Genomic DNA, 14,145 nt, shown 5'->3' on the forward strand with positions numbered 1-14,145 from the left:
GCCCGCCCCTGCGGCCCCACCCCCGGAAGCCGGGCCCCCGGGAACCGGCCCGCCGGGAGCGGTCGCCCCCGGAGCCGCCCCCACCAGGCCCACCGGGCCGACCACCCAGTCCGGGTGCCCCGGCATCGGCGGCGTCCGCAGCCCGTACAGCCAGTCGTCGAGGAAGCCCCGCAGGTCCTGCCCGGACACCGCCGAGGCCGTCCGCACGTAGTCCTCGGTGGTCGCGTTCCCGTACCGGTGCGCGGCGAGGAAGGCGCGCTCGATCCGCTCGAAGGCCGCCGCCCCGACCTTCTCCCGCAGTGCGAACAGCACCAGCGCGCCGCCCTTGTACCGCTGTCCGCCGAAGAGGTTCGCGGCGGTGGGGGAGGCGACCGGCCCGGAGTCGTGCCGCCACTGGTCGCCCAGCCCGTAGAGGTGGTGCATCCGGTCGGCCAGCGTGGCGTCGCCCTCCTCCGGCCACCCGCGCTCGTAGCGGTAGACCAGCTCGTAGAACTCGGCGTGGCCCTCGTTGAGCCAGAGGTCGGACCAGGTGGCGGGGGAGACGCTGTTGCCGAACCAGGAGTGGACGACCTCGTGCATCATGTGCGAACCGATGGCCGGCTCGGGCTGACGCAGGAAGTTCGGCTTGTACAGGGTGAGCGTCTGGGTCTCCAGCCCGGTGAAGGCGAACGCGGCCGGATCGTCGGTGTTGACCGGCAGGAGCCCGTACGTCTCGAACGGGAAGGCGCCCAGATGGGCCTCGGCCCAGGCGAGTTGGCCGGGGGTGAGGGCGAGCGCGGGCTCCAGCTCGGCGGCGCGGGCGGTCGGCACCACGTCGCGCAGCGGCAGGCCGTGCGGGCCGGTGCGCCAGCGCACGGTGTAGTCGCCGACGGAGACCTGGACCAGTTCGGTGGCCATCGGCTCGCGGGAGGCGTACCGGCGGGTGGTGCGGCCGTCGCCGAGCCGTTCGGTGGCCGTCAACTCCCCGTTGGCGACGCCCAGGAGGGCGTCGGGGGCGGTCACCGCGATGGTGAACCGGGCCTTGTCGCTCGGGTGGTCGTCGCACGGGAAGACGGTGTGCGCGCCGTTCGGCTGGCCGGCCACCGCGAAGCCGTCCGGGGTGGGGATCCAGCCGGTGTGCGGCACCCGGGCCCGGGGGTCGGCGGTGTACTCGACGGTCAGCCGGGTGACGGCGCCCGGGAGGAACGGCGCGGCCGGAGTGACCGTCAGCTTCTCGTCGTGGGTCGCGAAACCCGCCGGCCGCCCGTCGACCCGGACGGCGCGCACGGCCAGCCCGAGCGCGTCCAGCTCCAGTCGGGCGAGCGTGCGGTCGGGCCGCAGGGTGAGCACGGCCGTGCCGTCCACCGTCCGGGTGTCGGCGCGGTAGTCGAAGGCCAGGTCGTACCCGAGTGTCCGGTAGCCGGTGTTCCCGAGCGAGGGGAAGACCGGGTCGCCCAGTCCGTCGGCGGCGCCGGCCGTCGGCACGCTCGCGGAGAGCAGCACCGCACTGAGCGCGAGCGACGGCACGAGACCGGTGCGGGGCCGGGAGGAACGGGGCCGGGACGGCCGGGAGCTCGACGAGCGGGGCCTGAGCAAGAGGGATCACCGCACTTCACGGGCGGGAGCGGGAGCGGAGGCGGGGACCGCCGGAACGGGCGGGCCTGGCCACGGATGCTAGTGGACCGCCGGGCCGGCCCGGGCGCGAACGGTGCGGAAGGTCCGGTCCGTCCGCGCGCGGTCCACCGTCCCGGCCGACGACACACCGTGGTCCCCCGGACGGCGCACGGTGATGGCGCGGCCCGGGCGCGCGGTCTAACGTCAGGAGTGCATCGTCCCCTGACGGACGAGCCACGGCCGTCGGAAAACCTGGCCAGGTCCGGCGGCCGTACTTCTGTGCCCGGACGCCCCGTGCTCGGCGGCACCCCGTAGGCTGGCGGTCGAGACGACGCCCGCGTACCGGATGCCAGGAGCCGCCGTGACCAGTCCAGCTTCGCCCGTCCTGGTGGTCGGCGAGTGCGTCGCCGACATCGTCCGAACGGGTGAGGGCGAGGACCGGGTGCACCCCGGCGGCAGCCCCGCCAACGTCGCCTACGGCCTCGCCCGGCTGGGCCGCCCGGCCACACTGCTCACCGAGCTGGGGCCGGACGCCAACGGCCGGCTGATCCGGCGGCACCTGGAGTCGGCCGGCGTGCGGGTGCGGGCCGCCGAGGTCGCCCGGACGCCGTCCGCGCTGGTGGAGCTGGACGGGCAGGGCAGGGCCCGCTACACCTTCGACATCCGCTGGACGCTCCCGCCCGCCGAACTCGCCGAGCCCACCGAGTTCGGCGAGTGCGCCGAGCCTCCCGCCGCCGTCCACCTCGGTTCGATCGCCGCGCTCACCGAGCCGGGCGCGGGCTCGGTGCTGGCATTGGTGGAGCGCTGGCGCGGGCGGGCGCGGATCAGCTACGACCCGAACGTGCGCCCGGCCCTGATGGGCGACCGGGCCGAGGCCGTCCGGCGGGTCGAGCGGTGGGTGGCGCTGAGCGATCTGGTCAAGGCCAGCGACGAGGACCTGGCCTGGCTCTACCCGGGCGAGCGGCCCGAGGCGGTCGCCGAGCGCTGGCTGGCCCTGGGCCCGGCCGTGGTCGCCGTCACGCTCGGTGCCGAGGGCGCGTTCGCCCGTACCGCCGAGGGCGGACGGGCCGAGGCCGCGGCCGTCCCGGTGCCGGTCGCGGACACCGTCGGCGCCGGTGACTCCTTCATGGCCGCCTTCCTGGACGCCCGTGCGACGGGCGCGGACCTCGCTTCCTGCCTCACCCGCGCGGTGACGGCGGCCGCGCTCACCGTCTCCCGCCCGGGCGCCAACCCGCCCACGGCGGCCGAACTCGCGGCCGCCCTGGCGCGCGGGCCGCAGCCCCGCTCGGGGGCCGGGGCCGGGTAGGGCGGGTCAGCCGGCCTGCCGGCCGGGGGCGTCGAGGTCCTTCCCGTACCAGATCTCGGCGTACGGCCCGCGGCTGTAGGCGGGTATCTCCCGGTACCCGTTCCGCGCGTAGAGCGCCCGGGCCTCGACCAGGTCGAGGCGGGTGTCGAGGACGATCCGGTCCGCGCCCAGGGAGCGGGCGGCCGCGTCGACGCCGGCCAGCAGGACGGCGCCGCCGCCGGTGCCGCGCAGTCCGGGGCGGACGAAGACGCGGGTGAGCTCGACGGTGGTGGCGTCGAGTCGGCGCAGGCCGGCGCAGGAGTGGGCGACGCCCTCGTGACGGCCGATCAGGAAGAGGCCGTCCGGGGCGGCGAGGTCGTCGCTGGGGGAGTCGGCCAGGCCGGACTCCAGCTCCTCCGGCGTGCCCTCCCGGTCGAAGTGCAGCCGGTAGTAGCGGTTGGCCACGTCGTAGTAGTACTCGCGCAGCAGGTCCAGGGCCTCGGGGGTGGTCACGTCGGCGGTGGCGACGGTCCAGGGGCCGGAGCGGCGGGGCGCGGTGTTCGTCATGCGCGCATGATCCGATTCCGGATCCGCGGCCGCAATCGATTTTCCCGCCGGCCCCGGGTCCCGCCGACGGGCCGACCGGCCCCGACCCCGGTTCCACCGGCCCGACCGGTCCCGGTTCCACCGGCCCGACCGGTCCCCGCCCTGGTCACCCGGCCGCCCGTCGGCCGGGCAAAGGAACGGCAAGGCCTCCGGTGCGTCGTTGCCCCGCGCGAGTGACGAGGGGATTGGCGGTGGTGCATCCCGGGGGAGCAGTGCACCCATGAACAGACCATCAGGTTGTCGTATTAGTAGGGATCTGACGGGGCATCAGCAGCACCGGCGCGGTGTACGGACCGGCCTGCTGACCACCGTCTGCCTCTCCGCCGTCCTCGCGGGCTGCGCCGGTCCGGCCGCGCCCGCCGTGCCGAAGGCCGCCCCGGCCACCCCGGCCGCCGACGCGAACGCCCCGGCCGCCGCCGAGCCCGCCGCCGCTCCGGAGGCCGGTGCCGGTGCCGCCGCCGAGGGCCCCGACCACGCGGGCGCCCCGCCCGTGGAGCAGCCCCGGCTGCCCGGCCTGGCCCGCAAGGAGGAGGGGAGCAGCAGCGAGGCGATGGCCCGTCAGGAGACGGCCGCCCGTGCCGCGCTGGAGACCGCCCAGCGCTGGGGCCTGGAACAGCCGCCGCTGAAGGCCCCGCTGCGCCCGGCGATCAAGCCCGCGCTCACCCCGGGGGTGCGGGGCGTCAAGCTCGCGGACGGCCGCCCGCCCGTCGTCTACCGGGTGCCGACCGACGACAAGGTGGTCTTCCTGACCGTCGACGACGGTGACGAGAAGGACCCCGAGTTCTCCCGGATGGCCGAGGAGCTGGGCATCCCGCTCAGCACCTACGTCTCCGACTACCTCGCCCGCGAGAACTACGGCTACTTCCGCGACCTGCACGCCCAGGGCGTGGAGATCAACAACCACACGATCAACCACCGCAACCTGAAGGTGCTGGACTACGAGACCCAGCGCCAGGAGATCTGCAACCAGCAGGACCAGCTGGAGCAGCAGATCGGTGTCCGCCCCCGGCTGTTCCGCCCGCCGTACGGCGAGTACAACGACGACACGCTGCGCGCGGCGGCCTCCTGCGGGGTGCAGGCGGTGCCGATGTGGAACGAGGAGGCCTTCCCGGACCACATGGACTGGCGCTACGACGACCGGAAGCTGCACCCGGGAGACATCATCCTGACCCACTTCCGGGGCACCGGCATCTGGAAGGCCAGCATGCCGGACCTGCTGCGCAAGGTCGTCAACGAGGTCACCGCGCAGGGCTTCGCGCTGGCCCGGCTGGACGACTACCTGTAGCGGCCGCGGGCCGGGCGGGCTCAGCCGAGCGAGAGGGCGTCGAGGTACACCCAGGCGCCCTCGTGCCGCACGAAGCGGCTGTTCTCGGTGAGGACGCCGTCCTCGCCGCCCTCCGTCCAGTGCGCCCGGAAGGCGACCGTGCCCTCCGCGTGGAACGCGCCGCCCTCGGTGGTGGCGACCACCTCCAGGCCGGTCCAGCGCAGCCCCGGGTCGAAGTCGACCTCGTCGGGCCGGGTGTCCGGGTGCCAGGTGCGCAGCAGGTACGCCTCGTCCTGCGCGGCGAAGGCGCTGAAGCGGGAGCGCATCAGGGACTCGGCGGTGGTGGCCGCCGTCTGGCCCCGGTGCATCCGGCCGCAGCAGTCGCCGTAGGCGGCGGGCAGGCCGCACGGGCAGGGGGAGGAGGGCAGCAGGCGCGGTGCGGCGGGGCGGTGCGCGGAACGACGTCGGGACATGCGCCCATTGTCCCCCACCCGTTCGGCGGCTCCCCGGCCGCCCCGTGCGGGACGCGGACGGGCCTGCCCCCGGAAGCGCCGGGGCGGGCCCGTCCGTGTCGCCGGCGGTACCGCCCCCGCGGGGCACCGGTGGCGGGGGTCAGGAGCCGGCGGCGCCGAACCAGGTGCGCAGTGCCCGGACCAGTCCCTCGTCGTCCGGCCGGTCGGCGTCGGTTGCCCAGGCGACGTAGCCGTCGGGGCGCAGCAGCAGCGCGCCGGCCGGCGGCTGCGGAGCGTGGGCTGTGACGAGGTCCATCCGGTCCTTCCAGCCCGCTGCGGCCCCGGCGAGGCCGAGCTCCCCGCCGGTGAGGTCGATGAGCAACGGGCGCCCGGTGCGGGCGAGTTCGCCGATCCGGACGGGCCCGTCGGGAGTGTTCGCGGTGAGCTCCGGGGCGAAGCGCCCGGCCAGTGGGTGCGGGCAGCCGACGTCGTGGCGGACGTCGCTGCCGGCCAGCAGCGCGGCGATCCGGGCGAGGTTGTCCGGGTGCGCCAGCAGTTCGCCGAACAGGGCGCGCACCGCGGTCGTGCCGGCGCCGGGGGCCATCAGGGCGGTCTGGGCCTGGGAGTGCATGAACACCCGCTCGCCGACCGGGCGGCGCTCGCTCTGGTAGCTGTCCAGCAGGCCGGGCGGGGCCCAGCCCCGCAGGTCGGCGGCGAGCTTCCAGCCGAGGTTGGCGGCGTCCTGGAGGCCGAGGTTGAGGCCCGGGCCGCCGGTCGCGGCGTGCACGTGGGCGGCGTCGCCGACCAGCAGCACGCGGCCGTCGCGGTAGCGCTCGGCCAGCCGGGTGTTGTGGCCGACCGTGCGGCGCGGGGTGAAGGGACCGGCGGTGCGGGCCGGCGCGAGCGGTAGGTCGGCGCCGGTGACCCGGCGGACGCTGGCGCGCAGCTCGTCCAGGGTGAGCGGGGCGTGCCGGTCCACCGGCGGGCCGCCCCACTCGACCGTGGCGATCATGACGGCCTCCGGGCTGAACGGGGCGATCACGAACACGCCGTGGTCGGTGCGGGTGTGGGTGTACACGCGGAACGGGGTCGGGCAGCCCGGCAGCAGGACCTCGCCGCTGTCGGTGGTGCGCAGCCCTTCGGGCGGCAGCACGTGGGCGACGCGGGAGACCGGGTCGGGCGAGGTGGTACCGGGGAAGCCGATCCCGGCGAGCTTGCGGACGGTGCTGCGGCCGCCGTCCGCGCCGACCAGGTAGCGGGCGCGGTGCTGCTCGGCGCCGTCGGGCCCGTGGACCTCGACGGTCACCCCGGTCGGGTCCTGGCGGAGGCCGGTGACCTCGCGGCCCCGGCGCACGGTGACGCCCAGTTCGCGGGCGCGTTCCTCCAGCACCTCCTCGATCCGGTGCTGGGGTACGGGCACGGCGTGCAGCGGGTTCGGGTCGAGCCGGTCGAGCTCCAGCGGGAAGGCGCCGAACACGAAACGCGGCACGGGCCGCGGCGCGCCCGGGACGCCGCTGATCGGCTGGTACAGGCCGCGGTGGTCGAGCAGCCGGAGCACCTGGCCGACCAGCCCGTTGGCCTTCTGTTCGCCCGAGCGCGCGGGCAGCCGGTCCAGGACCACCGGCCGGACCCCGGCCAGTGCCAGTTCGCCGGCCAGGAACAGCCCGACCGGGCCGGCGCCGACGACGACGACGTCTTCGGTGGTGTTGCTCATGTCGAAATCCCCCTTGGATGCGGTGGGTTCACCGGGACGAAGGGTCGGGCAGCCCGGCCGCCACCTGGCGCAGCGCCTCGGTGAGCAGCGGCTGGAACGGCACCACCGGGTCGGCGGCCAGGTAGTGCTCGTTGGCCACCTGGAGCGCGGAGAGTGCGGCCGAGGCGACCAGCTTCGGGTAGAGGTCCCGGTCGGGGTCGGTCCCGGTCCGGGCGGCCACCGCGGCGGTCAGTTCCGTCCGGACCGCCGCGCCGCCGCGGACCAGCTCGGCCTGGAGCGCCGGCTCGCGCAGCAGCAGCCGCACGGCGGCGGTCCAGGCCGGGTCGGGCCCCTCCGGCGCGCCGTCGTACGGTGCGACGAGGGAGCGGGTCAGCGCCTCCCAGAGCGGTTCGTCCGCCGGGCGGCCGCGCAGCACCGCGGCGGCCCGCAGGACCCGGTCGCGGTGCCGGGAGATGATCGCCTCGGCCTTGCTGGAGAAGTAGTTGTTGTAGGTGCGGGGGGAGACCCCGGCGGCCGCCGCGATGTCCTCCACCCGGACGTTCTCCAGCCCCCGCTCCACCGCCAGGCGCAGTGCCGCCCAGCCGAGGGCCTCCCGTGTCGCGGCCTTCTTCCGTTCCCGCAGCCCGGGCTGATCCTCTGTCATGGGAACCACTGTCCGGCAAAAGGTGCGCGATGCGCAATAGTGCGCGGCACGCAAGTTTTTCCCGGCCGTACGGGCTGTGGCGAGCCGCCCGCCACCTGCGGTTCGTCGCTGGTAGTAGTTGCCTGGTCGCGGAGCGATCACCGCTGGGAGTCCGGCCCCGCAGGCTTTCCGGCGGGACGGCTCGACAGGACTGGAGGAGCGGTCATGGGTGGCAGACAGCGTCCGCCGAGGGCGCGGACCCCTCGCCCGGGCAGGCCCGCCGGCGCGGGCGGCCGGGTGAGGTCCCGGGTCGACACCCGGGCGGAGTTCGCCCGCATCGAGGGGTTCCTGGCCTGGGAGGCGGAGGTCGCGGCGGCGGAGCGGGACGCCCGCGCGTTCGCCGCGCAGTTCCCGTGGCTTCCGGCGGCGGAGCGGGAGAACCTCGAACAGGCATACGCCGCCGACCGGTTGCGCTACGCGGAGGAGGTCGTCGACCGCGCCGTGGAGCGCTGCCGCCGACTGGCCGCCCGGTACCGGGTCGAGTGCCGCCGGATCTGCGCCCGCTGGGCGGCGCTCTGCCTCTCGGTGACCGTGACCGCGGCGCTGTTCGCCGTCGTCCCGGCCGTCCTGCGCGGCTGAGCGCACCGACGCGGGCCGCCCGGCCGGTACGGCCCGGCGGCCGAGGGTGACGACGAGGGCCCGCTGCGCCGTTCCCGGCGCCGCGGGCCCTCTCCGATGTCGGGGCGGGGGTCAGTGGTGGCCGTGGCCGCTGCTGATCTCCTCGTGCTCCTCGACGGTGGGCTTGGCGATCTGGCTGTACTCGCCGTAGAAGCCGCGGGAGAGCTTGACCCGCGCGCGCGTCCACAGCCCGGCCTTGCGGGCCACCCCGTTCTCGTCCACCTCGGGCGGCAGCACGGAGGGCTGGGGCTGGTCGTGCGAGGTGAGGGTGAAGAGCCGGCCCTGCGGCAGCGGGGCGTGCACCTCGACGAACTCGCCGTGCTGGAGCCGGTTGATGACACCCGTCTCCCGGCCGTGCAGCACCTTCTCCTTGTCCCTGCGCTGCAGGCCCAGGCACCACCGCTTGGTGATCACGAAGACGACCAGCGGCACGGTGAAGAAGCCGATCCGCACCGCGTAGGTGATCGCGTTGATCGAGAGGTGGAAGTGGGTGGCCAGCAGGTCGTTGCCGCCGCCGGCGAGCAGGAGCAGGTAGAGGCTCATCCAGGCCGCGCCGAAGGCGGTGCGGACCGGGGCGTTGCGCGGCCGGTCGGCGATGTGGTGCTCGCCCCGGTCCCCGGTGATCCAGGCCTCCAGGAACGGGTAGCACCAGATGGCCAGCAGGACGGTCGGGAAGACCATCAGCGGGACGAACACCCCGAGGTTGAGGGTGTGGCCGCCCCAGACGCTGATCTCCCAGCCGGGCATCACCCGGATCAGGCCCTCGGAGAAGCCCATGTACCAGTCCGGCTGGGCGTTGGTGGTCACCTGGTCCGGACGGTACGGGCCGTACATCCAGATCGGGTTGACGGTGGCGATCGCCGACATCACCGCGACCACGCCGAAGACCAGGAAGAAGAAGCCTCCCGCCTTGGCCGTGTAGACCGGCAGCAGCGGCATGCCGACCACGTTCGTGTTGGTCCGGCCGGGCCCGGCGAACTGGGTGTGCTTGTGGTAGAAGACCAGGATCAGGTGCGCCGCCAGCAGGCCCACCATGATCCCGGGGATCAGCAGGACGTGGACGGTGAACAGCCGGGGGATGATGTCGTGCCCCGGGAACTCGCCGCCGTAGAGGAAGAACTGAAGGTACGTCCCGACGATCGGGACGGCCAGGACGGCGCCCTCCATGAAGCGGATGCCGGTGCCGGAGAGCAGGTCGTCCGGCAGTGAGTAGCCCATGAAGCCGTCGAACATCCCGAGGATCAGCAGCAGTGCCCCGAAGACCCAGTTGATCTCGCGCGGCTTGCGGAAGGCGCCGGTGAAGAAGACGCGCATCATGTGGGTCAGCATCGAGGCGACGAAGACGATGGCGGCCCAGTGGTGGATCTGGCGCATCAGGAGGCCGCCGCGCACGTCGAAGCTGATCTTGACCGTCGACGAGAAGGCCTCGGACATCGGGATGCCCCGGAGCGGGACGTACGACCCGTCGTAGACGACCTCGCCCATGCTCGGCGTGAAGAACATGGTGAGCCAGACGCCGGTGAGGATGATGATGACGAAGGTGTAGAGCGCGATCTCGCCCAGCATGAAGGACCAGTGGTCGGGAAAGATCTTGCGCAGGTTGGACTTGGCCAGGGAGTAGATGCCGAGCCGGCCGTCGGTCCAGTCGGCGAGGGCCTCGGCCTTGTTGGCGGGGTTGGCGCGCGTGGTGGTCACCGGTCCCGGCTGCGACTGCTGGTCGGCTCTCACGACGGGCTCCCCGGCGTCCTCGGCGTGCCGGGTTGGAGGCCCGCCGGCGGGAGCGCCGGCCGGCGAAGTGTTGTGATCATGGGACCTCTCGATACGGGCCCGCCGGCGGGACCGGCGCGCGGACCAGGCGTTCCACTGGGACCGTTGCTCAGGGTGATGGAGCGCTTACTCTGTCATGCTGTCGGCAGGGGGCCGACTGTGCACGTCCATCGGCCCGTCCGGCCGCGCGTGTCGGGCCGGACGGGGGGCCCTGACGCCCGATCGGCTGGCCGCCGCTCGGCCCAACGGGTGCCGATGCTGCGGTCGAGTGCCGCTGAACCGTTTCGGCGCGCGCCGCGTCCGGAGGTCCCGTGGTCCGGGGCCTACGCTGCGCCAATGGTGGATCACCGTGAACTCTTCGAGGACGTCACCGAGGCCCTGTCCCGCGCCGGGTTCGACACCGGACCGGGCCCCTCACCGTTGTGGATCGACCGTCACCCCGAGGGCGTGGTGGTCGGCTGGACGCCGGGCGCGGAGTCGGGCGGGCCGCCCTCCCGGGAGGCGCTCGCGGCGCTGAGCGGCGCGGCCGCGGTCGTGCTGCGCGAGTGCGGCTACCTCGTCGCCGGGACAGAGGAGGGCGATCTGCTGGTGCGCTGCGCCGAACCGGTGACGGTCCCGGAGTCGTCCGAGCCGGAGCCGGTGCCGGAGCAGTGGTGGGGCTGACCGCCTCCCCTGGCGCGCGACCGGGCCCCCGGGCGGGTGGCCGGGGGCTCCTGACGCCCGCTCCGGAGGCCCGCGCCCGCTCCGGCCGGTCCGCCCGGTCCGCCCGGTCCGGCAGGTCCGGCAGGTCCGCTCGCTTCGGCCGGACCGGGGGGAGTTCATACCGAACCCTTACCTGAAGCCGGGGTGCTGTTGACCTCGCCCGCTCTAAGGTTTGCCTAAGCTAAGTCGAGGCGCCCTGGACCGCCGTGTCCGGGGCGCTCGGCTGTGCCGCTCCGCCGCCACCGCGGCGGAGCCGAGGACAGGTGAACGACCCGGGCCGGCCCGGGGGAGGAGCCCGCCGCATGTGGGACGAGGCGTTTCCCAGCTTCCTGATCGGCCTGCGCGAGGGCCTGGAAGCCGGACTGATCGTGTCGATCCTGATCGCCACGCTGGTCCGGGCGGACCAGAAGACCCGGCTGCCCCAGGTCTGGACGGGCGTCGCGGCGGCCCTCGCGCTCAGCCTGAGCTTCGGCGCGGTGCTCACCTTCACCGCCGCCAACCTCTCCGGCCACGCCCAGGAGGCGTTCGGAGGAGTGCTCAGCCTGATCGCGGTCGTCTTCGTGACGGCGATGGTGTTCTGGATGCGGCGCTCGGCGCGCACCCTCTCCGCCGAGATCAAGGAGAAGGTCCAGGCCTCGCTGGCGATGGGGGCCGGCGCGCTGGTGCTCACCAGCTTCCTCGCCGTCGCCCGCGAGGGCCTGGAGACCTCGCTCTTCCTGTGGACCAACGTGCGCACCGCCGGGGAGTCCACCGGGCCGCTGATCGGCGCGGCCGTCGGGCTGGTGCTCTCGGCCGGGCTCTGCTGGGGCCTGTACCGGCGGGCCCTGAGGATGAACCTCACCCGGTTCTTCACCATCACCGGGGCCGGCCTGATCGTCGTCGCGGCGGGCGTGCTCGGCTACGGCCTGCGCGACCTCCAGGAGTCCGGGCTGGTCGGCGGCGGCAGCTCGTACGCCTTCGACCTGAGCGGGCACCTGGACGCCTCGTCCTGGTACGCGACGCTGGTCCAGGGCACCCTCAACCTGACCGTCACCATGACGGTGCTCCAGGTCGTCGGCTACGTCGCGTACCTGGGCATCGTGATGACGCTGTTCGTCGAGGGCGTCCGTGGCGGCGGGAGCAAGGGCTCCCCGGCGCCCGCTCCCGCTCCGGCGCCCGCTCCCGCCCCGGCCCCGGCCCCGGCGGTGCGGGCCGGGCGGCCGCGCTGGGTGCTGCCGGCCGCGGCGGTCGCCGTCCCGGTGGTGCTGGCCGGCGCCGTGATCGCGGTCAGCGACGGCAAGCAGGGCGGCTCCGCCACCGTCGCCGTCTCCGAGCGGGAGTGCGGCAAGGGCTTCGCCGCCCCGAAGCCCGGCCAGCAGGTGTTCCAGATGCGCAACACCGGTGACAGGGTCTCCGAGGTCTACCTGGTCGACCCGGGCACCGGCGCGGTCTACGGGGAGATCGAGGGCCTGGCCCCCGGCACCACCCGGGCCCTGACCGCCACCATCGGCTCCGGGGACTACGCCTGGCGCTGTGTGCCGACCGGCGGCAAGCCCGTCACCTCGGCCGCCGTGCACATCAGCGGCGCCGCCGCGGTCAAGGCCGTCAAGCCGGTCGCCGAGGAGGACCTCAAGGCCCCGCTCGACAGCTACCGGCAGTACGTCGACCAGGGCCTCGCGACGCTGGTGACGGAGAGCCACAAGCTCCGGGCCGACGTGCGCTCCGGCGACCTCGCCACGGCGAAGGCCGACTGGCTCACCGCCCACCTCCAGTACGCCTCGCTCGGCGCCGCGTACGGCACCTTCGCCGACCTCGACGGCAAGATCGACGGCCGCCCGGACGGACTGCCCGGCAAGGAGCAGGACCCGGGCTTCACCGGCTTCCTGCGGCTGGAGTACGGCCTCTGGCACGACCGGTCCGCCGCCGAGCTGGCACCCGTCGCCGACGACCTGGCCGAGAACGTCGACCGGCTGGCGCACGACTTCCCCGGGCAGGACTTCGCCCCCGGCGACCTGCCGCTGCGCGCCCACGAGATCCTGGAGAACACCCTCCAGTTCGAGCTGACCGGCGACACCGACATGGGCAGCGGCACCAACCTGGCCACCGCCCAGGCCAACCTGGCCGGCACCCGGGAACTGCTGACCCTGCTCCAGCCGCTGCTCGACGAGCGGGACCCGCAGGTGCTCGTCCGGGTGAACGCCGGGATGAAGCGGGTCGGCGACCTGGTCGCCGCCGCCCACCGGCCCGAGGGCTGGACCCCGGTCGACCGGCTGTCCGCCGACGCCCGCGGGCAGCTCGACGGCGCCACCGGCGAGCTGCTCGAAGACCTCGCCCCGATTCCCGCCCTGCTCGAGATCCGGAAGGCCGCCTGATGACCGACCACACCGCAGCCACCGGGTCCTGCCCGTTCCCGCACACCGCGCGGGCCGCGGATCCCGGGGCGGAGAACGTCGTGGACGACACCGTGGACAACGCCGTGGAGAGCGGCTGCCCGGCCGGGCCGGCCCGGCGCAGCCTCGTCCGGGCCGCGCTCGGCGCGGGCGCCGGAGCGGCCGTCCTGGCCGGGTGCGGCCTCGCCCTCGGGGCCGGCCCGGCCGCCGCCGGGGCCGCCCCCGGTGCCGCCCGGTCGGGGGGGTGCGTGGCCGTCCGCGCGGTAGGGCCCCGCGGCCCCGGGACTGACCGGCCGATCGGCTGAGCGGTCCAATAGCGGCGCAGGCCGCCCGAGTCGACCGGACTCGGGCGGCCTGCGCCGTTTCCGTCCACGCCCGAAGTGCCTGCCCGATGCGCCGACGCCCGGCCGTGGCCGGCTGCCGGCTACCGTCCTGCCGTCCGACGGCTACCGCCCGACGGCTACCGTCCGGCCGGGTAGTCGGCCAGGCCGGAGGAGAGCAGGCCGAAGGCCCGCTCCACCGCCGCCTCGGCCCGGGCCCGGGCCTCCTCGGCCGGCTCCCCGGCCACCATGGCCCGCCGGATCTCGCCGAGCACCGCCCGGTGGGCCCCCGCGACCGCTCCGGCGACGATCCGGGGGAGCGGGTCGTCCGGCGCGGCTCCGGACTCCTCGGCGAGGGTGGCCGCGAGCGCCGCCTCGGCCCGTTCGCCGAGTTCCAGCAGCCGGGCCCGCAGGGCGGCGCTGTCCTCGACGATCCGCCAGAACGCCGCGATCCCCGGGTTCAGCCCGACCGTGGGCTCTCCGCTCGCGAAGGCCGCCAGCAGGTCGGCGCGGACGGCGGCCACGGCGGAACGGCCCGCGGGGCGTCGCCGGACCACCTCGGCGAGGTGGGCCACCACCTCCTCCTGCCGGTCGAAGAACAGGTCCTCCTTGGTCGGGAAGTAGTTGAAGACGGTGTTCGGCGAGACCCCGGCGGCCCGGGCCACCTCGACCACCGTGACCCGGTCGAAGCCGCGCTCGGCGAACAGGCCCATGGCCGTGTCGGAGAGCAGTTCCCGGGTCTGCTGCTTCTTGAGTTCGCGAAGTCCCATGGC

The 14,145-nt window shown here is 74.8% G+C and carries 13 protein-coding genes; 6 read left to right on the forward strand and 7 right to left on the reverse strand.

The features are described 5' to 3' along the window. On the reverse strand, window positions 1-1,506 hold a 1,506-nt coding region (locus tag AB0E96_RS11125), incomplete at its 3' end, for a M1 family metallopeptidase (RefSeq protein ID WP_359821315.1). A 448-nt stretch (window positions 1,507-1,954) separates the two neighbouring features. On the opposite strand from AB0E96_RS11125, the gene AB0E96_RS11130 reads away from it, so the two are divergent. After that, a complete protein-coding gene (locus tag AB0E96_RS11130; protein ID WP_359821318.1) occupies window positions 1,955-2,899 on the forward strand; it encodes a carbohydrate kinase in 945 nt (314 codons plus the stop codon). Window positions 2,900-2,905: 6 nt separating this feature from the next. Here the strand turns inward: AB0E96_RS11130 and AB0E96_RS11135 are convergent, their stop codons facing one another. After that, entirely contained in the window at window positions 2,906-3,445 is a 540-nt protein-coding gene (locus AB0E96_RS11135; protein ID WP_359821320.1) for a GNAT family N-acetyltransferase, read from the reverse strand. 259 nt (window positions 3,446-3,704) lie between these two features. Here AB0E96_RS11135 and AB0E96_RS11140 point away from each other — a divergent pair, with 259 nt between their 5' ends. After that, complete coding sequence (locus AB0E96_RS11140; RefSeq protein WP_359821323.1) at window positions 3,705-4,769, forward strand: polysaccharide deacetylase family protein; 1,065 nt, start codon at window positions 3,705-3,707, stop codon at window positions 4,767-4,769. Window positions 4,770-4,789: 20 nt separating this feature from the next. Here AB0E96_RS11140 and AB0E96_RS11145 read toward each other — a convergent pair whose 3' ends face one another. The 3 genes from AB0E96_RS11145 to AB0E96_RS11155 form a co-directional block, all read right to left on the reverse strand. Continuing rightward, on the reverse strand, window positions 4,790-5,221 hold the full coding sequence (locus AB0E96_RS11145; protein ID WP_359821325.1) for a YchJ family metal-binding protein: 432 nt from the start codon (window positions 5,219-5,221) through the stop codon (window positions 4,790-4,792). 139 nt (window positions 5,222-5,360) lie between these two features. Further along, on the reverse strand, window positions 5,361-6,914 hold the full coding sequence (locus AB0E96_RS11150) for an FAD-dependent monooxygenase (protein WP_359821328.1): 1,554 nt from the start codon (window positions 6,912-6,914) through the stop codon (window positions 5,361-5,363). Window positions 6,915-6,942: 28 nt separating this feature from the next. Continuing rightward, complete coding sequence (locus AB0E96_RS11155) at window positions 6,943-7,557, reverse strand: TetR family transcriptional regulator (protein ID WP_359821330.1); 615 nt, start codon at window positions 7,555-7,557, stop codon at window positions 6,943-6,945. Between the two features lie 204 nt (window positions 7,558-7,761). Between AB0E96_RS11155 and AB0E96_RS11160 the strand changes: the two genes are divergently transcribed. Next, a complete protein-coding gene (locus AB0E96_RS11160) occupies window positions 7,762-8,175 on the forward strand; it encodes a hypothetical protein (protein ID WP_359821333.1) in 414 nt (137 codons plus the stop codon). A 111-nt stretch (window positions 8,176-8,286) separates the two neighbouring features. Here the strand turns inward: AB0E96_RS11160 and AB0E96_RS11165 are convergent, their stop codons facing one another. Then, a complete protein-coding gene (locus tag AB0E96_RS11165; RefSeq protein ID WP_359821389.1) occupies window positions 8,287-9,909 on the reverse strand; it encodes a ubiquinol-cytochrome c reductase cytochrome b subunit in 1,623 nt (540 codons plus the stop codon). A gap of 408 nt (window positions 9,910-10,317) precedes the next feature. Here AB0E96_RS11165 and AB0E96_RS11170 point away from each other — a divergent pair, with 408 nt between their 5' ends. The 3 genes from AB0E96_RS11170 to AB0E96_RS11180 all read left to right on the forward strand — a co-directional run bounded on the left by AB0E96_RS11170 (window position 10,318) and on the right by AB0E96_RS11180 (window position 13,357). Beyond that, a complete protein-coding gene (locus tag AB0E96_RS11170) occupies window positions 10,318-10,644 on the forward strand; it encodes a hypothetical protein (RefSeq protein WP_359821336.1) in 327 nt (108 codons plus the stop codon). Between the two features lie 341 nt (window positions 10,645-10,985). Further along, window positions 10,986-13,034 carry an iron uptake transporter permease EfeU gene (gene efeU, locus AB0E96_RS11175; protein WP_359821338.1) on the forward strand — a complete coding sequence of 683 codons (2,049 nt, stop codon included), beginning with the start codon at window positions 10,986-10,988 and terminating at the stop codon, window positions 13,032-13,034. Continuing rightward, a complete protein-coding gene (locus tag AB0E96_RS11180; protein ID WP_359821341.1) occupies window positions 13,034-13,357 on the forward strand; it encodes a hypothetical protein in 324 nt (107 codons plus the stop codon). The genes efeU and AB0E96_RS11180 overlap by 1 nt, the downstream gene beginning before the upstream one ends. Window positions 13,358-13,512: 155 nt before the next feature. On the opposite strand, the gene AB0E96_RS11185 is transcribed toward AB0E96_RS11180, so the two are convergent. Beyond that, window positions 13,513-14,142 (reverse strand): TetR family transcriptional regulator, encoded by a 630-nt coding sequence (locus AB0E96_RS11185; RefSeq protein ID WP_359821344.1) that lies wholly within the window; start codon window positions 14,140-14,142, stop codon window positions 13,513-13,515. Between the last annotated feature and the right edge of the window lie 3 nt (window positions 14,143-14,145).

Source organism: Kitasatospora sp. NPDC036755, from assembly GCF_040636595.1.
GTDB lineage: Bacteria > Actinomycetota > Actinomycetes > Streptomycetales > Streptomycetaceae > Kitasatospora.